20 protein-coding genes and 1 tRNA gene are annotated in these 23310 nt (G+C 67.9%); 14 read left to right on the plus strand and 7 right to left on the minus strand.

From position 1 onward, the window contains the following. Nucleotides 1-66 precede the first annotated feature (66 nt). Complete coding sequence (locus tag IEY60_RS23605) at nt 67-1647, plus strand: esterase-like activity of phytase family protein (protein WP_189032216.1); 1581 nt, start codon at nt 67-69, stop codon at nt 1645-1647. On the opposite strand, the gene IEY60_RS23610 is transcribed toward IEY60_RS23605, so the two are convergent. Next, entirely contained in the window at nt 1640-2323 is a 684-nt protein-coding gene (locus IEY60_RS23610; RefSeq protein WP_189032218.1) for a DUF998 domain-containing protein, read from the minus strand. The genes IEY60_RS23605 and IEY60_RS23610 overlap by 8 nt on opposite strands. Nucleotides 2324-2465: 142 nt before the next feature. On the opposite strand from IEY60_RS23610, the gene IEY60_RS36265 reads away from it, so the two are divergent. Continuing rightward, complete coding sequence (locus IEY60_RS36265) at nt 2466-2594, plus strand: hypothetical protein (protein WP_268241489.1); 129 nt, start codon at nt 2466-2468, stop codon at nt 2592-2594. 6 nt (nt 2595-2600) lie between these two features. On the opposite strand, the gene IEY60_RS23615 is transcribed toward IEY60_RS36265, so the two are convergent. Then, nucleotides 2601-3083 (minus strand): very short patch repair endonuclease, encoded by a 483-nt coding sequence (locus tag IEY60_RS23615; protein WP_189032220.1) that lies wholly within the window; start codon nt 3081-3083, stop codon nt 2601-2603. Beyond that, on the minus strand, nt 3080-4213 hold the full coding sequence (locus IEY60_RS23620) for a DNA cytosine methyltransferase (RefSeq protein WP_189032550.1): 1134 nt from the start codon (nt 4211-4213) through the stop codon (nt 3080-3082). The genes IEY60_RS23615 and IEY60_RS23620 overlap by 4 nt, the downstream gene beginning before the upstream one ends. Before the next feature lie 195 nt (nt 4214-4408). On the opposite strand from IEY60_RS23620, the gene IEY60_RS23625 reads away from it, so the two are divergent. The 3 genes from IEY60_RS23625 to IEY60_RS23635 are packed head-to-tail and all read left to right on the plus strand — an operon-like array spanning nt 4409 to nt 8761. Further along, entirely contained in the window at nt 4409-6241 is a 1833-nt protein-coding gene (locus IEY60_RS23625; RefSeq protein WP_189032222.1) for an ABC transporter ATP-binding protein, read from the plus strand. Continuing rightward, on the plus strand, nt 6238-8094 hold the full coding sequence (locus IEY60_RS23630; protein WP_189032224.1) for an ABC transporter ATP-binding protein: 1857 nt from the start codon (nt 6238-6240) through the stop codon (nt 8092-8094). Before IEY60_RS23625 ends, IEY60_RS23630 begins: the two co-directional genes overlap by 4 nt. 49 nt (nt 8095-8143) lie before the next feature. After that, nucleotides 8144-8761, plus strand: a complete 618-nt coding sequence (locus tag IEY60_RS23635; RefSeq protein WP_189032226.1) for a putative glycolipid-binding domain-containing protein — start codon at nt 8144-8146, stop codon at nt 8759-8761. Nucleotides 8762-8774: 13 nt separating this feature from the next. Here the strand turns inward: IEY60_RS23635 and IEY60_RS23640 are convergent, their stop codons facing one another. Continuing rightward, a complete protein-coding gene (locus IEY60_RS23640; RefSeq protein WP_189032228.1) occupies nt 8775-9722 on the minus strand; it encodes a prephenate dehydrogenase in 948 nt (315 codons plus the stop codon). Between the two features lie 58 nt (nt 9723-9780). On the opposite strand from IEY60_RS23640, the gene IEY60_RS23645 reads away from it, so the two are divergent. The 4 genes from IEY60_RS23645 to IEY60_RS23660 all read left to right on the plus strand — a co-directional run bounded on the left by IEY60_RS23645 (nt 9781) and on the right by IEY60_RS23660 (nt 11247). Beyond that, nucleotides 9781-10320, plus strand: coding sequence for a tRNA adenosine deaminase-associated protein (locus IEY60_RS23645; protein ID WP_189032230.1), 540 nt, complete (start codon nt 9781-9783; stop codon nt 10318-10320). 11 nt (nt 10321-10331) lie between these two features. Beyond that, nucleotides 10332-10766: a nucleoside deaminase gene (locus IEY60_RS23650; RefSeq protein WP_189032552.1), complete on the plus strand. Its 435-nt coding sequence runs from the start codon at nt 10332-10334 to the stop codon at nt 10764-10766. A 46-nt stretch (nt 10767-10812) separates the two neighbouring features. Beyond that, nucleotides 10813-10903: transfer RNA gene (locus IEY60_RS23655), tRNA-Ser, on the plus strand. Nucleotides 10904-11055: 152 nt separating this feature from the next. Then, the gene (locus tag IEY60_RS23660) at nt 11056-11247 is read left to right on the plus strand and encodes a hypothetical protein (RefSeq protein WP_019044478.1); all 192 of its coding nucleotides are present in this window, start codon (nt 11056-11058) and stop codon (nt 11245-11247) included. Nucleotides 11248-11252: 5 nt separating this feature from the next. On the opposite strand, the gene IEY60_RS23665 is transcribed toward IEY60_RS23660, so the two are convergent. Both IEY60_RS23665 and IEY60_RS23670 read right to left on the minus strand, forming a co-directional pair. Next, complete coding sequence (locus IEY60_RS23665; RefSeq protein ID WP_189032232.1) at nt 11253-13541, minus strand: MMPL family transporter; 2289 nt, start codon at nt 13539-13541, stop codon at nt 11253-11255. 180 nt (nt 13542-13721) lie between these two features. Continuing rightward, complete coding sequence (locus IEY60_RS23670; protein ID WP_189032234.1) at nt 13722-16016, minus strand: MMPL family transporter; 2295 nt, start codon at nt 16014-16016, stop codon at nt 13722-13724. Nucleotides 16017-16220: 204 nt separating this feature from the next. On the opposite strand from IEY60_RS23670, the gene IEY60_RS23675 reads away from it, so the two are divergent. From IEY60_RS23675 to tgt, 5 genes are all read left to right on the plus strand, one after another. Further along, complete coding sequence (locus tag IEY60_RS23675; protein WP_189032236.1) at nt 16221-16814, plus strand: TetR/AcrR family transcriptional regulator; 594 nt, start codon at nt 16221-16223, stop codon at nt 16812-16814. 10 nt (nt 16815-16824) lie between these two features. Then, the gene (locus tag IEY60_RS23680) at nt 16825-17301 is read left to right on the plus strand and encodes an RrF2 family transcriptional regulator (protein ID WP_189032238.1); all 477 of its coding nucleotides are present in this window, start codon (nt 16825-16827) and stop codon (nt 17299-17301) included. Nucleotides 17302-17385: 84 nt separating this feature from the next. Continuing rightward, nucleotides 17386-19119, plus strand: a complete 1734-nt coding sequence (locus IEY60_RS23685; protein ID WP_189032240.1) for an ABC transporter ATP-binding protein — start codon at nt 17386-17388, stop codon at nt 19117-19119. Next, nucleotides 19116-21023 (plus strand): ABC transporter ATP-binding protein, encoded by a 1908-nt coding sequence (locus IEY60_RS23690; protein WP_189032242.1) that lies wholly within the window; start codon nt 19116-19118, stop codon nt 21021-21023. The genes IEY60_RS23685 and IEY60_RS23690 overlap by 4 nt, the downstream gene beginning before the upstream one ends. A 48-nt stretch (nt 21024-21071) precedes the next feature. Continuing rightward, nucleotides 21072-22325, plus strand: coding sequence for a tRNA guanosine(34) transglycosylase Tgt (gene tgt / locus IEY60_RS23695; protein ID WP_189032244.1), 1254 nt, complete (start codon nt 21072-21074; stop codon nt 22323-22325). 164 nt (nt 22326-22489) lie between these two features. Here the strand turns inward: tgt and IEY60_RS23700 are convergent, their stop codons facing one another. Further along, nucleotides 22490-23263 carry a queuosine precursor transporter gene (locus tag IEY60_RS23700; protein WP_373291753.1) on the minus strand — a complete coding sequence of 258 codons (774 nt, stop codon included), beginning with the start codon at nt 23261-23263 and terminating at the stop codon, nt 22490-22492. Nucleotides 23264-23310 lie beyond the last annotated feature (47 nt).

Below are 23310 nucleotides of genomic sequence, written 5' to 3' on the forward strand. Positions count from 1 at the left end.
CGTGCAGTGGATGACAATTCATTTGCCGGTCGGCTGCTGGTCGGTTCGGCGCGGTACGCATGGCAAATGAACGCACGTCCAGGTTTCCGTCTCGTCCCGCTCACCGCCGCGCTGTGCGCGGCCGCTGTCGCCGCGGGTTGCTCGACGCCCGGCTCCGACGCCGACTTCACCGTGAGCAAGGATCAGCCGCTGGTCATCTCCCTCGACGACCTGGTCGCCAAGACGGGGAAGAGCGCGGTTCTCGGGGTGAGCCTGGAACCCGAGCACGGCAATCTGACCCGGCGTACCGACGGCTCCTACGTCTACACGCCGATCGCCGGCTACACGGGCCTCGACCAGTTCAAGGTCACCACCACCGACGCGGTTCGCCTGTACACCACCGACATTCCGGTGCTCGGCGAGTACGGCGGTACCACGGTGCAGGGCAGCGGCTTCGGTTCGGCATGGACCGCGGTGCCGGGCAGCACGGACGAGTTCTACGGCCTCACCGACCGCGGCCCCAACGTGGACGGTCCGGCGAAGAACGAAAAGCTCTCGCCCACACCGAGCTTCGTGCCCAAGATCGGCCGGTTCAAGCTGGTCGACAACAAGGCGGTGCTGCAGTCGAGCATCGAGCTGCGCAACAAGTCGGGCGTGCCGTTCAACGGCCAGGTCGACACCGCGGCCAGTACCGGGGAGACGATCAGGGATCTGCAGGGCACTGTGCTGCCGCCCACCGATCACGGCCTCGACCCCGAGGGCCTCGTCGCTCTGCCCGACGGCACCTTCTGGGTGTCCGACGAATACGGCCCGTTCCTGGTGCATTTCGACGCCACGGGCACCGAGATCGAGCGCCTGTCGCCCGGCAACGGCCTGCCGAAGGAGATCGGGCTGCGCACCCCGAACCAGGGCATGGAAGGCCTGACCGTCACGCCCGACGGCAGCACGCTGGTCGGCGTGGTGCAGAGCGCGCTCAACACACCCGGCTTGAACGGCTCGGCCAAGGAGGTGCCGTTCGCGCGCATCGTCACCGTCGATCTGAAGACCAAGGCGCAGAAGGAATTCCTGTATCCGCTGGAGAACCCGAAGCAGAACAAGGTCGCCGTCTCGGAGATCACCGCGCTGAGCGCGACCACCTTCCTGGTCGACGAGCGTGACGGCAACCTCGCACCCAAGTCGGACAAGAAGATCTGGACCATCGACATCGCGGGCGCGACCGACGTCGGCCCGCAGTCGGCCGTCCCCGGCGCGACCTACGACGCGGAGAAGGGCGGCCTGCAGATCGACGGCAAGCCGCTGGAAACCTTCGTCGGCGTCACCCCGACCGCGGACGCGGTCGCCGCGCTGACCAAGGTGGGCATCACCCCGGTCGCCAAGAAGAGCAACCTCGACCTGTCGGCGCTGGTCGTCGCCCTCGACGAGCAGGGCCGGTTCTTCGGCCACGACAAGATCGAAGGCATCGCCACCACCGACGGCGGCAAGACCATCTACATCGCCAACGACAGCGACTTCGGCCTGGCCGCTAGCCAGGGGGAGCAGCCGCCGTTCGGCCTGAAGCCCAAGACGCTGCCCAACGGCGTCCAGGACAGCGGCGAGGTGCTCGTGGTCGACACCACCGAGCTGCCGGCGAAGCTCGACGGCTACACGGTGAAGATCACGGTCAACTAGTCCACTCCCGCGCTTCGACGAGCACGGCGGCGGCCAGCGCGAGCAGCCACAGCGACATCGACCCGACCTGGATGCGCTGGGCGATGCCGAGGGCGTACGAGCCGGACAGGTTGTCGGCGACCAGCATCCAGATGGTCGCCGCCGACCCGACGACGAGCACGACCACACCGAACTCGCGCAGGATCCACCAGCGGTGGTAGCGGTAGGCGGCGGCGCTGAACGCGAACGCCGCCACCGCGATCGAGGTGACGGCCAGCGTGCTGGTCAACGCGTGTGGTTGGTGCAGTTGTGGGAACAGCCCACCGCCGCACGCGCTGACCGCAGGGTCGCAGTCGCGCAGGGGAAGCATCGCGTCGGCGATCGTCGACGCGCCGAAACACGCCAGGGCCACCCAGCCGACGGTGGTCAACCGGCGACGACGGAATACCAGCAGCCCGCCGATCGCGGCCGGGATCAGCAGCAGGCCGACCAGCTTGTCGGCGGTGGCGAACACCTCCCGGTAGGGCTTGCCCTCCGCGTCGAGTTCGCTGAGGAAGGAGTTCACCGGATCGGTGTCGATCGGCAGGACGAACTCCAGCACCCAGGACGAATAGCAGAGGCCGGCGACCGCGATCGCGACGGCGATCAGCAGGGGATAGCCACGGGGTATCCGGGTGGATGCGGGCACATCGACCATTGTGCTGCCCGGCGGAGACCACCCGGGCGTTCGCGCGGATCGGGCGCGTCGCACGGTGCGCACGTGGTTTCATCACAGCGCACACAGGTTGTTGTCAGGTTTACCGGGCAAGGTGGTGTCGTTACCAACCGGGAGGTCTTCGATGAGCTACGTGATCGCACTGGCCGGCTTCGCCATGTTTCTGGCGATGGCGGTCTCCGGCTACGCCGCGGCCAACGCGCCACGGTCGCTGGTGCGCGTCCGAGTGCGGAGCAACCCGGGTCGTCGCTGACCCACGTCAGCCGGTCGGGCCCTGTTCCTGACGGGGTGCACGCTCGCGCACCAGCGCACGGATATGTTCGGCCGCTACCCGGGGATCTTCGTGTTCCCACACCCGCACGACCTGCCAGCCCGCCTCGATCAGCGCGGCATCGGTGGCCCGGTCCCGTGCGACATTGCCTGCCAGTTTCTCCGCCCACCACTGGGCATTGTTCTTCGGATCGGTCGCGTGTTCCGGGCACCGATGCCAGAAACAGCCGTCCACATAGACGGCGATGTGCAGCCGGGGAAAGACCACGTCGGCGCGACGCCGCAGGCCTTTGATGGGCGCGCGGTCGACGAAATAGCGCAGGCCCGCGCGATGGAGTTCGCGGCGTAATGCCAACTCGGGATTGGTATTTGCCCGCTTCTGCCGGGACATGCGCGCACTGGTCGCCGCATCGGTGACGGGCTTGGAAACCGACGGCGAACGATCGCCGTCCGGAACCCGCCGCGCGTTCATGCCGCCCAGCCGCCCATGCGGTCGAGATGGTCGCGCACGTCGTCGAGGAAGCCCGGCGGGAAACGCAGATTGCCCATCTCGGTGCGGCGCAGAAACCCCGCGGTGGCGCGCGGCGAGAGCAGCCGCGGCTCGGTGAGGAAGTTCTTCAGATCCTCGTACGGCTCGTGCACCGGCCAGGTCGACAGCGGCACCCGATGCACCACACCGGCGCGCCCCCAGGCCGCGGTCGGCCAGGGTGATCCCGGTCGCAGCGGTTCCCCCACTGTCAACGGCTCGGACGGCGCGGCCAACCGCTCACCGACCCAGTTCGCCATCCGCACGCTGACCGCATTGCCGACCAGCTTCCACCGATGGCCCTGCCGGACACCGGGTACATCGAGGGCGGGCGCGGTCCACTCGGCGTCGAAGCCCTGCAAACGCTCGCCGTCGACGATGCCCGGCGTGACGATCTCGCCCGCGGGCAGCCGGACCGCGGGCGGACTGGCGATGCCGAGACCAGATCCGCCCTTCAGCGTCGGCACCGCGTTCACCGCCCAGCCGAGACCTCGCACACCCTCGGTCCAATAGAAGCCGCACGGATCGCGATCCGCGTCGCCGTACTCACGTGGGCCGGCGTCGTCACCGAACAGCACCTCGCGCGGATCCTCGGTGCGCGAGGCCAGCATCAGCACCCGCTGCCGCCGCTGCGGTAACCCGAACGCGCGGCCGTCGACGACGCGATACGCCCACGTGTAACCGAGTTCCTCCAGCGCAGCGGTGATGTGCCGCATGGCAGCGCCGCGACCCAGCTGCAGCATGAACGGGACGTTCTCGATCAGCAACCACCGCGGCCCACGCTGCCGGCGGACCAGCCGGAACACCTCGTCGACCAGGCCCGAACGACGTCCGGTGATGCCCGCGGTCCGCCCGGCCTGGGAGAGGTCCTGGCAGGGGAAGCCGGCGGCGACCAGCTCGGTGCCCGCGGGCAGGGAACGCAGGCGGGTGATGTCGCCGTGCAGCGGAGTCTCCGGGAAGTGGGCAGCGAGCACGCCCTGCGCACCGGGGTCGATCTCGCACAGCAGCTCGGTCGACCAGCCGTTCCTGCCGAGGCCGAGTTCGAGCCCGCCGATCCCGGCGAACAGCCCGACCATCCGCGTCAACGACCCTCCTGTGCTGGTTGGAGCGCCCGCTACTCGCGCCTGCCGCGCATTGTATCGAGGAAAATCAGTGGCTCCCGGCGGTGGTCCGGTGGGACTCTTGACGGGCCGACTTGTCGGACCCCGGTGCGAACATCACCGGGCGTCCGTTCCGGAACCCAACCATCCACCGGACACCAAGGGGGAGTCTTGTCTGTCACTTTGGAGCTGGCGGCCACCGAATCGGAGGCCGACAGATCGGGGCGGCCTTCGCCGCGGCCGAGCGGGAGATTGCGGTCGCTGTGGCGGTTTCTGCCCTACCTCCGGCCTTACCGGGTACCGCTGATCGGGGCCAATGTGCTCGCCGTCCTCATGGTCGGTACTGCCATCGCGATCCCGCTGGTCATCGCCCGGGTGATCGACGGGCCGATCGCGCGGCGGGACTTCGCGGGTCTGCTGGCGCCGGTAACGCTGATCTTCTTTCTCGGCGCGCTGGACTCCTTCGGCATGTGGGGTCGGCGATGGCTGGTGTCCAAGCCGTCGACACTGTTCGAAATCCGGATGCGCGCCAAGCTTTTCGGTCAGCTCCAGGCGCTCTCGATCGGTCGGCATGACGGCTGGCAGTCGGGTCAGCTGCTCTCGCGCGCGATCGACGATCTGGCCGAGCTGCGGCGGTTCGTCGCGTTCACCGGACCGTTCCTCATCGTCCACGGCATCATTCTGCCCACCGGCCTGATCGCCCTGTTCGCCATGAACTGGCAAGTGGGACTGATCTTCGCGGTGATCTCACTGCCGCTGATCCTGATGTGCGTGCGCTTCGTGAACCGGTTCGAGGTGGCTTCGCGGCGTTCGCAGGATCAGTCCGGCGACCTGGCGACCATCGCCCAGGAGTCGGCGCAGGGCGTGCGTGTGCTCAAGGCGCTCGGACGCGGCCGTTTCTTCGGCTCGCGCTTCACCGCGCTGTCACGCGAACTGCAGAAGACCGAGCTGGAGAAGGTGCGTCTGGACGCCACGCTGTGGGCGGCGCTGGTGACTCTGCCGACGGTCTCGATCGCGGTGTCGCTCGGCGTCGGCGGCTATTCGGTGGTGCAGGGTTCGATGACGATCGGCACGCTGGTCGCGAGCATCACGCTGGCGACATTCCTGCAGTGGCCGATCATCTGGACGGGCTTCCTGCTCTCGGAACTGTTCGAGGCGCGCACCGCCGCCGACCGGTTCTGGGAGATCATGGACACCCCGCTCGACATCACCGACCCGCCACACCCGGTGAGCCTGCCCGCGACGGTGCGCGGTGAACTGGTCCTCGACCACGTCCGCTTCGCCTACCCGACCGGCGAGGATCGGTCGGAAAAGGCGGTACTGGAAGACATCTCGCTGCGGATCCGGCCGGGCGAGACCGTCGCGCTGGTTGGTGCGACCGGCAGCGGCAAGACCGCGCTGCTGGAGCTGATTCCCCGGCTCTACGACGTGGACGACGGCAGCATCACCATCGACGGCATCGACATCGCCACCCTGCGCCTCGCCGACCTGCGCCGGGTGGTGACGGTGGCCTTCGAGGAGCCGGTGCTGTTCTCGGCCAGCGTGCGCGAGAACGTGGCACTGGGCGATCCGCGCGCCACCGACGCCGAGGTGCGCCAGGCGCTCGACATCGCCCAGGCGAGCGAGTTCGTCGACGCGCTGCCCTGGGGACTCGACACCAGGATCGGCGAGCAGGGCATGAGCCTGTCCGGCGGGCAGCGGCAGCGGCTCGCCCTGGCCAGGGCGGTGCTCACCGGCGAGGCCGGCGCCGAGCACGGCCGGATCATGGTGCTCGACGATCCGCTCTCGGCGCTGGACGTGGAAACCGAAGCGCGCGTGCAGGATCGGCTGCGCACGGTGCTCGCCGGCGCCACGACGCTGCTGGTCGCGCACCGGCCGTCGACGGCGGCGCTGGCCGATCGGGTCGCGCTGCTCGCCGACGGGCGCATCGCCGCTGAGGGCACCCACGAGAAACTACTGCGCACCAACAGCCGCTACCGCGAACTGATGGGAGGTGAATCATGAGTACCGACACCGATATCGAAGCCACCGCGCCCGATCAAGCCGATCGGGCCGCGGACTGGCGCGGTATCGCCAAGGAGGACGACGCCGTCACCGGCACCGGAAACCTGGTGCTGGCCGGGCGATCCCGGCAGCTGCTGCTCGACCTGGTGCGGCCCTACCGCAAGCAGGCGGTGCTCACCTTCGTGCTGATCGTTCTCGACAACGCGGCCAAGGTGTCGACCCCGCTGTTCATCGCCTACGGCCTCGATCACGGCATCAGCCAAGGGCGGCAGGGCAATTGGACGCCGCTGATGGCGACCGTCGCCGGCTTCGTCGCGGTCACCGTGCTGTCGGGCCTGACCACGTATCTGTTCCTGCGTGCTTCGGGCTCGCTGAGTCAGCGGGTGCTGTTCGACCTGCGGGTGCGTGCGTTCCGGCACACGCAGCGGCTCAGTGTGTCGTTCCACGAGAAGTACACCTCGGGCAAGGTCGTCACCCGGCTCACCAGCGATATCGAGACCCTGCAGGAACTGCTCGAAGGCGCGCTCAACCAGGCCTTCAGCGGAATTCTGTCGGTGGTCACCATCGCGGTGCTGCTGGTCTGGCTGGATCCGATGCTGGCCTCGATCGTGCTGCTCGGGTTCGTGCCGCTGGTGCTGGTGACCCGGTGGGCACAGCGGCGCCAGCGGGCTGGGTACCGGCGCACGCGCGGCGCGATCGCCCGCGTCGTCGTGCAGTTCGTCGAGTCGATGAGCGGCATGCGCGCGGTGCAGGCGTTCCGTCGCGAGCACCGCAACCAGGAGGTGCTCGGCGCCGAGGACAGCGAGTACCAGAAGGCGACCACCACCGCGATCCGCGGCATGGGCGACTACGTGGGCCTGTCGAACTTCATCGGCAAGGTGACCACGGTGATCGTGCTGCTGGTCGGCGCCTGGCAGGTGATGGAGGGCAATCTCGCGATCGGCGTGCTCGCCGCCTACCTGCTCTACCTCGACCAGTTCTACGGCCCGCTCGACGAACTCGCGCAGGTGTTCAACTCCTACCAGTCCGCCGCGGCGGCGCTGGAGAAGATCTCGGGCGTGCTCGAGGAAGAGCCCGCGGTCGCCGAACCCGACGACCCGATCGCCCTCGAGCGGGCGACCGGCCTGGTGCGGATGGACGAGGTCTGGTTCGGCTACCACGCCGAGTCCCCGGTGCTGCCGGAGTTCGACCTGGTCATCCCGGCCGGACAGGTGGTGGCGCTGGTCGGCGCCACCGGCGCGGGCAAGTCGACCCTGGCCAAGCTGCTCACCCGGTTCTACGACCCGAGCGGCGGCACGATCACCCTCGACGGTGTCGACCTGCGCAGGCTGGCCGACGCCGAGCTGCGCAGGCACGTCGTGATGGTCACCCAGGAGGCGTACCTGTTCTCCGGCACCATCGCCGACAACATCCGGCTCGGCAGGCCGGACGCGACCGAAGCCGAGGTCGCGGCGGCGGCGCGGGCGGTCGGGCTCGACGCGTTCGTCACCTCGCTGCCCGACGGGTACGCGACCGACGTCCGCACCCGCGGCGGCAGGCTCTCGGCGGGCCAGCGTCAGCTGGTCGCGTTCGCCAGGGTGTTCCTGGCCGACCCCGCGGTGATCGTGCTGGACGAGGCGACGTCGAGTCTCGACATCCCCGGTGAGCGGCTGGTTCAGCACGCGCTGGAGACGCTGTTGCGCGAGCGCACCGCGGTGATCATCGCGCACCGGCTGTCGACTGTGGCCATTGCCGACCGGGTGCTGGTGCTCGACGCGGGCCGGGTCGTCGAGGACGGTTCGCCCGCCGAGTTGATCGCCGGACAGGGCCGCTTCGCGGGTCTGCACGCCGCCTGGCGGGATTCGCTGGTCTGATGCCACCGTGTTGTACAGCCACGGGGCTGGTGTCGCTTACCGTAGAGAGGTGACGACCCCAGCCCCGGGCCCAGCCGACGGCCCCACCGAGATCAGACCGGCCTCCCGGTGGCCGGCGGTACTCACCTGGCGCGCCCACGACAACACCCGGATGGAATCGGTCCGGGTGACGCTCAACGGCAATCGGATCAGGGCAGCGGGCCGGATGATCGGCAGTGCCTGCGGCGAGCACCCGGCGTTCAGCGCGTCCTACGACCTGGTCACCGACGAGGCGGGCGCGACCCGGCGGTTGTCGTTGCGCACCACCACGGCCGCCGGTGAACGGCACGCCTCGATCTCGCGCGACGAGGAGAACTACTGGCTCGTCGATGCGGGCGGCAGCCATGTGCGCTCCACGTTCGCCGGCGCGCTCGATGTGGACGTGGTGCTGAGCCCGTTCTTCAACACGCTGCCGATTCGCCGGTTCGGCCTGCAGAACGCGGTCGGCGATATGCAGGTCCCGGTCGTCTACGTGCGGCTGCCCGATCTGCTGGTGCAGGAGGCCGAGCTCACCTACTCGAGCGCCTCCGACGGCATCAACGTGCTGTCGCCGGTCTCCAGCGCCACGCTCACCGTCGATCCCGAGGGTTTCGTGCTCGACTACCCGGGACTCGCCGAACGGGCCTGAGACCGAACGAGATTCACAGTGCGCGCAGCACTCCACCGCGCCGGCCGGCTCGGTGCAGTTCGCCGAGCCAGTCGCCCACACCGGGAACGATGCCGGTGATCTCCCAGCGCGTGTGCTCGTTGTAGGCGGTGCGACCGCGGTAACCCGCCTCGACAACATCGCCGAGGCTGCCGTCCGCCCGCAGGGTGTCCCGCGCGGTGACCAGCGCCGCGATCGTCTCGTCGAGCACCTGCCCGAGCGCGGCGGCATTCGGTTCACAGATGGCGCGCACCAGATCGGGCGCGGTCCCTGCCACCCGCGTGCCGTCGCGGAAGGACCCCGCGGCCAGGCCGAGCGACAGCGCGCCACCGGCCGCGCCCGCCGCCGCCAGCGCTTCGGCCAGCACGTGCGGCAGATGCGAGATCCGCGCGACCGCCTGATCGTGCTCGTCGGCGACCACCGGAACCACGACCGAACCGCAGTCCAGCGCCAGCCGCACCACCCGCGTCCACGGCTCGACCCTGGTGCCCTCGTCGACGCCGACCGCCCACACCGCGCCGCGGAACAGCTCAGGATCGGTTGCCGCCCAGCCCGATTCGGCCGTCCCCGCCATCGGATGCCCGCCGACGTAGTTCGCCTCGATACTGTGCTTGCGCACCGCGTCGGCGACCGGGCCCTTGATGCTCACCACATCGGTCAGCGGGCACCGCGGCGCGACGGCGGCGATCTCGGCGAGGATGTGCTCGACCGCGGGCATCGGCACCGCGAGGACAAGCAGCGCGTCGGTGTCGGCGGCCCGGCGCAGCACCGCGGGCAACTCGCCGGAGACGTCGAATCCGTCTCGACGCGCCGCCTCCGCACCCGAATCCGACCGGTTGTAGCCGAACGCCTCGTACCCCGCCGCGACCGCAGCGCGCAGCAGTGAGCCGCCGATCAAGCCGGTTCCGAGGACGCAGACAGGGGCACGCTGGACGAGGGTCATCGGAACAGATTGGCACACGAGTTCATCATTACGGGCGGGACAGACTACCGTTTGGTCCATGGCAGCACAGCGCTCGGGCTCGAACAGGGCGACGTCGGATGACGACTTCGACGTCGAAGGGTTCGCCATGGCGGTGGTCCGCGAAGAAGGCACGTGGCGATGCAGTCCACTGAGCCACGACGCGCTCGTGGATTTGTCGGCCGCCGAGACCGAATTGAAGGCATTGCGCAGCTCGGGGGCGGTGTTCGGGCTGCTCGACGTCGATGACGAGTTCTTCATCGTGTTGCGTCCCGCGCCGAGCGGCACCCGCCTGCTCGTCTCGGACGCGACCGCCGCGATCGACTACGACATCGCCGCCGACGTCCTCGACGCGCTCAACATCGAGATCCCCGACATCGACCCCGACGAACTCGACGACATCGAACCGTGGGAAGAGGGTGACCTCGGCGTACTGGCCGACCTCGGCCTGCCGGAACCGGTGCTCGCCGTGATCCTCGCCGAGACCGACCTCTACCCCGACGAGCAGCTGGGCATGATCGCCCAGCGGCTCGGCTTCGCCACCGAATTCGCGGCGGTCCTGGACAAACTGCCTCGGTGACCGACGAAGACATGGTGCGCGCCGCGATCGCGGCCGCCGAGGGCGCCGACCCGCGCGATGTGCCGGTCGGCGCCGTCGTCTTCGATGCCGACGGCCGGGAACTCGCGCGCGCGACGAACGCCAGGGAAGCCCTCGGCGACCCCACCGCGCACGCCGAGATCCTCGCGCTGCGCGCCGCCGCCGCTGTCCACGGCGACGGCTGGCGACTCGAAGGCGCGACCCTGGCCGTCACCCTGGAACCGTGCACCATGTGCGCGGGCGCGCTCGTGCTGGCAAGGGTCGGCAAGGTCGTCTTCGGCGCCTGGGAACCCAAGACCGGCGCCGTCGGCTCGCTCTGGGACGTCGTGCGCGATCGCCGGCTCAACCACCGTCCCGAGGTCCGCGGCGGCATCCTCGAAACCGAGTGCGCCGCCCTCCTCGACGATTTCTTCCGAACCCAGCGCTGACCAGCCGATTTAACGATCAGGCACCCCCTCCGGTATCGTAGTCGGCGGTGGCGTGTCCGAGCGGCCTAAGGAGCACGCCTCGAAAGCGTGTGACGGGTAACCCCCGTCCGAGGGTTCAAATCCCTCCGCCACCGCCACAGAGCCCCTCACCTGATATGCCAGGTGAGGGGCTCTTTTTTTGACCGGACGTAATACACTGGTAGTACCGAAATCCGGGAAGGAACGATGTCTTATGCGCGGGCGACAGCCGCCACCCGCGAAGTCCGGGATCGGGCTCGGGGGGAAGCTTATGGTTCTCGTCGTTCTCGGCTGGGTAGCCGTCGGGCTGCTCGCTGCGGGCCAGCGACATTACTTCGCGCACCTACCCAAGGAATGCTCCGACTGGGCCACGATCGCGGTCACCGCCGCCGCGGGTCCGGCCAACTATGTCGGCCTGAACCCGCGGGTCAGCGAGTGCGAGGTACCCCAACCGAGCCAATAGCCCGGTCAGGTGTGCGCGGGTACCGGGGTCTTGGCCTGCTGCTGTAGTTCGCGCAGGCGAGCGCCCTCGACGTCGATGTCGGGGACGATCTTGTCCAGCCACTTCGGCAGCCACCATGCCCATTTGCCGAGCAGCACCAGCAGCGCGGGGATGAGCACCATGCGGACGACGAACGCGTCCAGGGCGACACCGGCCGCGAGCGCGAAGCCCATGGACTTGGCGGTGACGTCGGACTCGAGCAGGAACGAGCCGAACACCGAGATCATGATGATCGCCGCCGAGGTGACCACGCGCGCGCCGTGGTGATAGCCCTTGACCACGGCGTCGGTGGGGTCGGCGCCGTGCACGTATTCCTCGCGCATGCGGGTCACCAGGAACACTTGGTAGTCCATGGCCAGGCCGAAGACCAAGCCGATCAACATGATCGGCAGGAAACTGACCAGCGGATGCGGGTCCTGGATGAGGCCGAGCTTGCCCTCCTGGAAGATCAGCACCGTCGCGCCGAAGGTGGCCGCCATCGACAGCAGGAAGCCGAGCGCGGCCGTCAGCGGGACCAGGATCGAACGGAACACCAGGATCAGCAGGATGAACGCGGCGCCCGCCACGATCGCCATGTAGGGGACGATCTTGCTGAGCAGCACGTGGTCGATGTCGGCGTAGATCGCGGTGGTTCCGGTGATGCCGTACGACATCTTGTACTGGTCGTTCAGCGCGGGCTCGGCGTCGCGGGCCGACTGCACCAGATCCTTGGTCGACTGCGCGTTCGGCCCGGACTTGGGGATGCCGTTGATCAGTGCGCCCGCCCCGTCCTGGCTGAGCTGCGGTTCGGTGACCAGCTCCATATCGGGATAGGACTGGAGCTTCTCGCGCAACGCGAGGAGGGCGGCTTGGCGCTGGTCGACGGGGGTGTCGCTGAGGTCGACGGCGATCTGCAGCACGCCGTTGCTGCCCTCGCCGAAGCCCTCGGTGCGCAGGTCGTAGGCCTTACGGACGGTGGTCGACTTGGGCAGGCTGTCCTCGCCGGGCAGGCCCAGATTCAGGTTGATCGCGGGCGCGGCCAGCAGACCGAGGGCGACGATCGCCAGGATCATCGTCACCGCGGGCCATTTCGCGATCACCCGCGCGAAGCGCATGCCGTTGGTGACGACAGTGTCGTCTTCTGGATCGTGCTGGGCGATTCCGGGCAGCTTCGGTTTGAACAGGTGCCTGCCGAACGCGCCGAGCAGGGCGGGCATCAGCGTGATCGCGGTGAGCACCGCGAAGGCCGCCGCGACCGCGCCGCCCAGACCCATGAAGGTCAGGAACCGCACGCCCACGATGCTCAGGCCGACCAGCGCGATGATGACGGTCAGCCCGGCGAACACCACCGCCGAACCGGCCGTGCCCAGCGCGCTACCGGCCGCTTCCTCGGGCGAATCCTGCACCGCCAGTTCGTGTTTGTATCTGGACACGATGAACAGCGCGTAGTCGATCGAGAGCGCGATGCCGATCATCGAGGCCAGGAACGTGGTGAAGCTGGGGATCGACAGCACCGAGGTGGACAGGAAGATCAGCGAGGTGGCCGCGCCGAGCCCGACGATCGCGGTGATGATCGGCACGAACGCCGCGACGATCGCGCCGAACGCCACGACCATGACCACCAGGGCCACCGCCATACCGATCATTTCCGACTTGCCGCTTGGCATCTCCTGTTCCATCGCGATCGTGCCGCTGATCTCGACCGTCAGCCCGGCGGCGCGGGCGGCGTCACCGACGCTGTAGGCGGCCTCGCGGTCGGCGGCGGTGATGTCGGCGAATTCCTTGATGGTGAACGGGACGCTGAAATACGCGACCGTGTCGGGGTCGGTCTTGTTCAGCACGTTCAGCGGCGCGCCGCTACAGGTCGACGGATCGCGCTGCGGGCCGAGGCAGCCCATCTCCTCGGTCATGGTGATCGGATTCGGGATCGGCTTGCTGTGATCGACGATGTCGAGCTGCTCCAGCCTGCCGATCATCGCGTCCAGCGCCTGCCGGTTGGCCGGATCGGTGAGCTTCTGCCCGGCCGGCGCACCGACGACATAGGTGCCGGTGACGGCATCGAAGGCGAAGGCCTCGGACATGCCGGGGAAGTGTTTGTCGAGGATTTCGGTGGCCCGCTCCGACGGCAGGTTGGGCATGCTGAAGTCGTCGGTCATCGGTTTCTGCAGCTGGGCGCCGAGGGCGCCGAGCACGAAGAAACACACCAACCAGATGGGCAGCACGATCCATTTGCGGCGAAAGGCCAGCTTGCCCCACCGGTACAGATAGACGGACACGGTTTTCTCCTCGCGGTGATCGGTGCGGAGCGCGGATCGGGAGATACAGCCGGTCGAACTAATCCTGAGTCTGGTGCCAGCTCACCGCGATATCAAGCAACCTGCCAGCCCCGGTGGGGCGAAAAACACGACGACCCCGCAATCCTGGAGTGGATTGCGGGGTCGTGCGATGCACAGAGGTCAGGCGACCGGAACCGGGTGCTTCACCGTCTCGGCGCCCTGGTTACGCAGCTGCTCGAGCTTGGAACCCTCGACGTCGATATCGGGCAGGATGCGGTCGAGCCACTTCGGGATCCACCAGGACCACTTGCCCATGATGACCAGCAACGCGGGCACGACGACCATGCGGACGATGAAGGCGTCGATCGCCACACCGGCGGCCAGCGCGAAGCCGAAGGACTTCGCGGTGACATCGGTTTCCAGGATGAACGAGCCGAACACCGAGATCATGATGATCGCCGCCGAGGTCACGACGCGAGCGCCGTGGTGGTAGCCGGAGACCATCGCGTCCTTGGGCGACTTGCCGTGCACGAATTCCTCGCGCATGCGGGTCACCAGGAACACCTGGTAGTCCATCGCCAAGCCGAACACCAAGCCGATCAACATGATCGGCAGGAAGCTGACCAGCGGCTGCGGATCCTCGATCAGGCCGAGCTTGCCCTCCTGGAAGATCAGCACGGTCGCACCGAAGGTCGCGCCCATGGAGAGCAGGAACCCGAGGGCCGCGGTGAGCGGAACCAGGATCGAGCGGAACACCAGGATCAGCAGGACGAACGCGGCGCCCGCCACGATCGCCAGGTACGGCACGATCTTGCTGAGCAGCACGTGGTCGACATCGGCGTAGATGGCGGTGGTGCCGGTGATGCCGTACTCCATGCCGTACTGGGCCTTCAGCTCGCCTTCGGCGCCGCGCGCCTCGGCGACCAGGTCCTTGGTGGCCTGGTTGTTCGGGCCCGACTTCGGCACGCCGTTGAGCATGGCGCCCTGCTTGTTCTCGCTCCACTGCGGCTCGGTGACGTAGTCCATGCCCTCGTAGGAGGCGAGCCGGTCGCGCAGCGCGCCGACCGCGGCTTCACGCTGGTCCTCGGGCACCGCGCTCAGGTCGGTGACGACCATCAGCACGCCGTTGCTGCCCTCGCCGAAGCCCTCGGTGCGCAGCTCGTAGGCCTTACGGACGGTGGAGGTCTTCGGCATCGAGTCCTCGCCGGGCAGACCCAGGTTCAGGCCGGCCGCGGGGGCGGCGAGCGCGCCGAGCACGACCACCGACAGGATCAGCGCGACCCACGGCGCCTTGCCGATCAGGCGGGCGAAACGCTGGCCGTTGGTGACCGAGCTCTCGTCCTCCGGGTCGTGCTGGGCGACCAGCGGCAGCTTCGGCTTGAACAGCGACTTGCCGAACGCGCCCATCAGCGCGGGCATCAGGGTGATCGCGGTGAGCACCGCGAAACCGGCGGCGATGGCGCCGCCGAGACCCATGAAGGTCAGGAACTGCACGCCGACGATGCCGAGCGCGCCGAGCGCGATGATGACGGTCAGACCGGCGAACACGACGGCAGAACCGGCGGTGCCGAGCGCGGTACCGGCGGCTTCCTCGGCCGAATCACGCACGGCCAGTTCGTGCTTGTAGCGCGAGACGATGAACAGCGCGTAGTCGATCGAGAGCGCGATACCGATCATCGAGGCGAGGAAGGTGGTGAAGCTGGGCACCTCCATCACCGAGGTACCGAGCATGATCAGCGAGGTCGCGGCGCCGAGGCCGACGATGGCGGTCACGATCGGCACGACCGCGGCGACGATGGCGCCGAAGGCGACCACCATCACGATCAGCGCGACGCCCATGCCGATCAGTTCGGACTTGCCGCTCGGCTGCTCCTGCTTCATCGCGACAGAACCGCTCAGCTCCACGGTCAGGCCGGCGTTGCGGGCTTCGGCGGCGACGTCGTAGGCGGCGTCACGCTCGGCGTCGGTCACATCGGTGACGGCCTTGATGCTGAACGGGACGTTCAGCACCGCGACGGTATTCGGCGCGGTCGAGCTGAGCACGTTGAGCGGCGCGCCCGAGCACTGCGACGGGTCCGGGTTGCTCAGGCAGCCCATCTTGTCGGTCAGCTCGATCGGGCTCATGAGCGGCTTCTCGTGATCGACGATCGGCAGCTCACCGAGCTTGGTGATGAAGGCATCGATCGCGGCGCGGTTGGCCGGGTCGGTCAGCTGCTGACCCTCCGGTGCGCCGATCACATAGGTGCCGGAGACGGCGTCGAACTTGAACTGTTCGGACATGCCGGGGAAGTGCTTGTCGAGGATCTCGTTGGCACGCGCCGAGGGCAGCGAGGGCATACTGAAGTCGTTGGTCATCGGCTTGCTGAGCGTCGCGCCCAGGCCGCCGAGCAGGACGAACAGCAGTAGCCAGACCGGCAACACGATCCATTTGCGGCGGAAAGCGAACTTTCCCCATCTGTACAGGTATACGGACACGAGGGTGTGCTCCTAGCGCGAAGAACTCGGGTGGGATCAGGCTCGTAGACAGCACTTGCGGGTCGTCCCCTGTTGGACCCGCCTCCACATCGTCGTTTTCTGCCTACCGTGCGGTAGGTAGAATACCGATACGGTAAGTGGAGGGGCAACCTCAATTTTTGGGGGCGCCGCCGTGGTCACACCGAATCATGGGAGGATCCCCCGATGGCTGCCCGAGACATCGCCGATACCGTCACCGCAGGTAGAAGCACCAAACAGGCGATCCGTGACGCCGCGGTCCAGCTGTTCGCGGCCAAGGGATTCGAGCAGGCGAGCCTGCGTGAGGTCGCCGATATGGTGGGAATCACAAAGGCCTCGCTCTACTACCACTACCCGTCGAAGCTCGATCTGCTGATCGCGATCATCGATCCGATCATCGATCACATGCGCGACATCGTCGAAGACATCGACGCGGTCCCGTACAACGACGAGGGCATCCGCGCGGTCCTGCGCACCTACCTGCGCGGGATGATCCGGCACCGCGACGCGGGTGCGCTCTGCGTGCGCGACACCGCCGCGATCGTCAACGCGATCGCCGATCGTTACCCCGATCTGATGGAACCGACCAGGGAACTGCGGGTGTGGCTGGCCGGTCCCGACCCGACGCAGGAGTCCCTGCTGCGCGCCGCCGCCGCGATAGAGGTGCTCGGTGTCGCGCTGCTGTCGACCGAACTGGCGCCCGGCGCCAGCGACACCATGGTGGAGAAGACCCTGCTCGACGCGGCGACCTGCGTACTGACAGCGTGCGGGACCGCGTAAGTTCGAGACCGTGCATATCACCGCCAGGGTCGATTACGCGGTGCGAACGTTGCTCGAGCTCGCCGCGGCCGACGGAGTCGTCAAGGCCGAGGCCATCGCCGCCGCAGCGCAGATCCCACCGAAGGTGCTCGAGACCGTCCTGTCCGAGCTGCGCCGCGCCGAACTCGTGCTGAGCAGGCGCGGACCCGACGGGGGCTATCGCCTCGCCAGGCCGGCGCCGGAGATCTCGGTGGCCGACGTGATCCGTGCCGTGGAATCGCCGCTGGCCTCGGTGCGCGGGCAGCGCCCCGAGGACGTGCGCTATCCCGGCGCCGCCGAACCGTTGCAGCAGGTGTGGATCGCGCTGCGGGTCAATATCAGGGCCGTGCTGGAGAACGTCTCGATCGCCGATATCGCGGCGGATCGGCTGCCGGGTTTCATCGGCGAACTCGTCGCGGATCCGGGCGCGTGGGCGCGTCGCGAGCCGCGGACACCCGCCGCGCCGTGAGTTGTCCACAGGCCGGGAACTTATCCACAGGCATGTGAAAACATCGCGTCACCGGTTACCTGCACGCGGTAGCCTGCGACCATCATGTTGATCACCCTGCTGCGGACCTATCTGGCCCCGTACCGCGCCCAGCTGGCGGGGGTCATCGTCCTCCAGCTGATCTCGGTCATCGCGATGCTCTACCTGCCCAGCCTCAATGCCGACCTGATCGACAACGGTGTCACCCAGGGCGATATCGGCTACATCTGGACCACCGGTCTGTGGATGCTCGCGGTCAGCTGTGTGCAGATCGTGGCGTCCTCGGCGTCGGTGTACTTCGGTGCGCAGGCGGCCATGGGCGCCGGCCGGGACATGCGCGGCGGCGTGCTGCACCGGGTCGAGACGTTCTCGGCCAGGGAGGTCGGCATGTTCGGCGCGCCGTCGCTGATCACCCGCTCGACCAACGACATCCAGCAGGTGCAGCTGCTCATCGTCATGTCGGTGACGATTCTGGTGATGGCCCCGATCATGTGCGTCGGCGGCATCATCATGGCGCTGCGCGAAGACCTCGGGCTGTCCTGGCTGCTGCTCATCGCGGTCCCCGCGCTGGCGCTGGCGATGGGCACGATCGTGGCGCGGATGGTGCCCGGCTTCCGGCAGATGCAGGCGCGCATCGACGACGTGAACCGGGTGCTGCGCGAGCAGATCACCGGTATCCGCGTGGTGCGGGCGTTCGTGCGGGAACGCCAGGAGATCTGGCGCTTCGGGATGGCCAACACCGCGCTCACCGACGCCTCGCTGCGCGTGGGCAAGCTGATGGCGCTGATGTTCCCGACGGTCATGCTGATCAGCAACCTCACCGCCGTCGCGGTGATCTGGTTCGGCGGGCACCACGTCGACAACGGCACCATGCAGATCGGTTCGCTCACCGCGCTGCTGTCCTACATCATGCAGATCCTGATGGCCGTCATGATGGCCTCGTTCCTGGCCATGATGGCGCCGCGCGCCGCGGTCTCGGCCGACCGGATCGGCGGCGTGCTCGAGACCGAGTCCTCGGTCCGGCCGCCGCGGCTGCCGCAGCCCTTCGCCGGTGACCCCGCCACGGTCGACATGCAGTTCGCCGAATTCGCCTTCCCCGGCGCGGAGAAGCCGGTGCTGCGCGGCATCCGCTTCCAGGTGGCTCCCGGCACCACCACCGCGATCGTCGGTTCCACCGGCTCCGGCAAGACCACCCTGATCAACCTGATCCCGCGACTGATCGACGTCACCGACGGCGCGGTCTACGTCGGCGGCACCGATGTCCGCCACCTCGACCTCGAAAGCCTGCGCGGCGGGATCGGCCTGGTGCCGCAGAAGGCGTACCTGTTCTCCGGCACCATCGCGAGCAACCTGCGTTACGGCAATCCCGACGCCACCGACGAGGAACTGTGGCATGCGCTCGAGGTCGCCCAGGCGGCCGATTTCGTGCGCGAGATGCCGCGCGGGCTCGATACCCCGGTCGCCCAGGGCGGCACCACGGTGTCCGGTGGTCAGCGGCAGCGCCTGTGCATCGCCCGCGCGCTGGTGCGCAAGCCGCGCGTCTACCTGTTCGACGATTCCTTCTCCGCGCTCGACGTCGCCACCGACGCCAGGCTGCGCGCCGCGCTGAAGCCCGAGACCGCCGACGCGTCGGTGATCATCGTCGCCCAGCGGATCGCGACCATTCGCGACGCCGACCAGATCGTCGTCCTCGAGGACGGCGCGATGGCGGGCATCGGCACCCATGAACACCTGATGCAGCGGTGTCCCGAGTACCGCGAGATCGTCGAGTCCCAGCTGAGTGTGGAGGAGGCTCGATGAGGCCAGGTGGACCCGTACCCGGCGCCCCGGGCACGAAGGCCAAATCGTTCGGTCCGTCGCTGAAGCGCCTGCTGCGCAGGCTCGCGCCGGAACGCGTCGCGGTCGGCACGATCATCGGCCTGGTGATCACCTCGGTGGTGCTCAACACGCTGGGCCCCTACCTGCTCGGCAAGGCCACCAACCTGGTCTTCGACGGCTTCGTCGGCAAGCAGCTCGATCCGCGGTTCACCAAGGACGAGACCATCCAGATGCTGCGCGACCGGGGCGAGAACACCCGCGCCGACATGCTCTCGGCGATGGACGTCATCCCCGGTACCGGCATCGATTTCGACGCCGTGGCCCGGGTACTGATGATTGTGCTCGCGCTGTACGTGGCGGCCTCGGTGTTCGGCTGGCTCCAGGGCTACCTGCTCAACATCGTCATCAACCGGACGGTCAAGCGGCTGCGCGACGAGGTGGAGAACAAGCTGCACCGCCTGCCGCTGCGCTACTTCGACACCTCGCCGCGCGGTGACGTGCTCAGCCGCGTCACCAACGACGTCGACAATGTCTCGCAGAGCCTGCAGCAGACGATGAGCCAGCTGCTCGTCTCGCTGTTCACCGTGGTCGGCATCCTGATCATGATGTTCTGGATCTCGCCGCTGCTGGCGCTGATCGCCCTGCTCACCGTGCCCGCCGCGATCGTGGTCACCGCGCAGATCGCCAAGCGGTCCAAGCCGCACTTCGTCGACCAGTGGAAATACACCGGCGCGGTGAACGCCTCGGTCGAGGAGGCCTACACCGGCCACGAGATCATCACCGCGTTCGGCCGCAGCCGCGAGGTCGGCAAGGAGTTCGACGAGCGCAACCAGAAGCTCTACGACGCCAGCTTCAAGGCGCAGTTCATCTCCGGCCTGATCATGCCCGCGATCATGTTCCTCGGGAACGTGAACTTCGTGTTCATCGCGCTGGTCGGCGGCCTGCGGGTGGCGACGGGCAACCTGTCGCTGGGCGAGGTGCAGGCCTTCATCCAGTACTCGCGCCAGTTCAGCCAGCCGCTCACCCAGATCGGCGCGATGGCCAATCTGCTGCAGTCCGGCGTCGCCTCGGCCGAGCGGATCTTCGAGATCCTCGACGCCGAGGAGCAGAGCCCCGATCCGCTGGTGGAGAACCAGCGTCCGGTCGATCGCGGCCGGGTCGAATTCGAGGCGGTGTCGTTCGGCTACGAGCCCGAGGTGCCGATCATCGAGCGGCTGTCGCTGGTCGCCGATCCAGGGCACGTGGTCGCCATCGTCGGCCCGACCGGCGCGGGCAAGACCACCCTGGTCAACCTGCTGATGCGCTTCTACGAACTCGACGCCGGCACCATCGCGATCGACGACGTGGACATCACCACCATCACCCGCGACCACCTCCGGTCCCGGATCGGCATGGTGTTGCAGGACACCTGGCTGTTCAAGGGCACGATCAGGGAGAACATCGCCTACGGCAATCCCAACGCCTCCGAACACGACATCCTCGCCGCCGCCCGCGCCGCCTACGTCGACCGGTTCGTGCATTCGCTGCCGCACGGCTACGACACGGTGATCGACGAGGAGGGCGGCGGGGTCAGCGCGGGGGAGAAGCAGTTGATCACCATCGCCCGCGCGTTCCTGGCCAAGCCGTCGATCCTGATCCTGGACGAGGCAACCAGCTCGGTCGACACCCGCACCGAACTGCTGGTCCAGCACGCGACCGCGGCCCTGCGCCGCGACCGCACCAGCTTCGTGATCGCCCATCGCCTGTCCACCATCCGCGACGCCGACCTCATCGTGGTGATGGAGAAGGGCCGCATCGTCGAGCACGGCACGCACGAGCGGCTGCTCGAGGAACGGGGCGCGTACTACCGCCTCTACAACGCGCAGTTCGCGGCGGCGGAGCTGTAGGAACAGGGTGTCCGGTGCCACGCCGGGCAGCCCTGGCACGATGGGCTGGTGGCCGATCCCAGCGAGTTCTCCTTCACCGTAGGCACCCGTCTCGACGGCGGGCGGCACGGACGTACCGGCGTCATCGGTACCCCGCACGGGGAGATCGCCACACCCGCCTTCATCCCGGTCGGCACCAAGGCCTCGGTGAAGGCGGTGCTGCCGGAGACGATGAAGGACCTGGGCGCCCAGGCGCTGCTGGCCAACGCCTACCACCTGTACCTGCAGCCGGGCGCCGACATCGTCGACGATGCCGGTGGCCTCGGCAAGTTCATGAACTGGTCCGGCCCCACCTTCACCGACAGCGGCGGCTTCCAGGTGATGTCGCTGGGCGTCGGGTTCAAGAAGGTCCTGGCGATGGAGGCCGTCGACATCCGCTCCGACGAGGTGATCGCCGAGGGCAAGGAACGCCTCGCCACCGTCGACGACGACGGCGTCACCTTCCGCTCGCACCTGGACGGTTCGAAGCACCGCTTCACCCCCGAGGTGTCGATGGGCATCCAGCATCAGCTCGGCGCCGACATCATGTTCGCCTTCGACGAGCTGACCACGCTGCTGAATACCCGTGGCTACCAGGAGAAATCGCTCCAGCGCACGCACGAATGGGCGCAGCGCTGCATCGATGAACACGAGAAGCTCACCGGCGATCGCGGTCACCGGCCCTACCAGGCGCTGTTCGCGGTGATCCAGGGCGCGCAGTACGAGGACCTGCGGCGCAAGGCTTGTCGCGAGCTCGAGGAGATTCGCGGTTCCGGCGGTACGGAATTCGACGGCTACGGCATCGGCGGCGCGCTGGAGAAGCACAATCTCGGCACCATCGTCGGCTGGTGCTGCGACGAACTGCCCGAGCACAAGCCGCGCCACATGCTCGGCATCAGCGAACCCGAGGACATGTTCGTCGCCATCGAGAACGGCGCCGACACCTTCGACTGCGTCAACCCGTCCCGGGTGGCGCGCAATGCGGCGATCTACGTCGACGAGGGCCGGTTCAACATCAACACCAGCCGCTTCCGCCGCGATTTCACTCCCATCGACGAGAACTGCGACTGCTACACCTGCGCGCACTACACCCGCGCGTACCTGCATCACCTGTTCAAGGCCAAGGAGATGCTCTCGGCCACCCTCTGCACGATCCACAACGAGCGGTTCACCGTGCGGCTGGTCGACCGAATCCGCGCGAGCATCGAGGGCGGCTACTTCGACGAGTTCAAGGCCGAGTTCCTGGGGCAGTGGAAGGGCCGGGTCAAAGCACCGGGCGCCTGATCCCAGCCCGCACGCCCGACCCCTAGGGAGGGCAGGCCGACGCAGTCGGCCGTCGCGGCCGTCCCGCCGGTCAGGTGCCGTTGCGTAGGCGACGAAGGAGCAAGCAACGGTGCCTGACCGGCGGGACACAAGGGGCCGCGACCTCGAGCGCGCCAGCGCTCCAATTAATCGTGCAGTGCGTCGACCTTCGCCGGGGCGTAGGTCGGTTCGGTCTTCTTGAGGAACGCGATCACGCGGTAGGTGATCGGCATGACGATGATCTCGACCAGCGTCTTCCACAGGAAGCCGACGATCACGTAGTTGACGAACGACTGCCAGCTGTCGATACCGATGGCGGTGGCGGCGATCGAGCAGAAGATCAGCGTGTCGGCGAACTCGCCGACCACCGTTGACCCGAGCAGCCGGGCCCACAGATGTTTCTCCTTGGTGCGTTCCTTGATCAGCACCAGGGTGGCCGAGTTCAGCAGCTGCCCGACGAAATAGCCGGCCAGGCCGGCGAGCACCAGCTGCGGCGTGGTGCCGATGACAGTGCGGAACGCCTCCTGGTTCTCGTAGAAGCCCGCGGCGGGTAGCCGGATCGCGATCGCGAAGGCGCCGACGGTCAGCAGCAGCGCGGCGAAACCGGTGTAGATGGCGTGGCGGGTGGCACGGAAGCCGTACACCTCGCTGAGCACGTCACCGAGGATGTAGGCGAGCGGGAAGAGGAAGAAGGCGCCGTCGGTCGCGATCGGCAGGATCTGCAGCGGGCCCAGCATCACCGACTTGTCGGCGAAGAACTCGACGCCCTTGGTGGCGCAGATGTTGGAGATGATCAGCGTCGCCGTGAACAGGGCGACAATTACCGGGTAGAACCCCCGCGCAACCTGGGCGAACGCCGCGTGGTCCGGCGCGGGGCGCCCAGATTCGGCAGGTTGGTCGAGCGTGTTTGCATCAGTCACGGCTTCTATCCAACCAAGGTCGGGGTGCCTCACGGGCGCGGGTTGTG

Origin of the sequence: Nocardia rhizosphaerihabitans (assembly GCF_014646295.1) — a bacterium.
Lineage (GTDB): Bacteria > Actinomycetota > Actinomycetes > Mycobacteriales > Mycobacteriaceae > Nocardia > Nocardia rhizosphaerihabitans.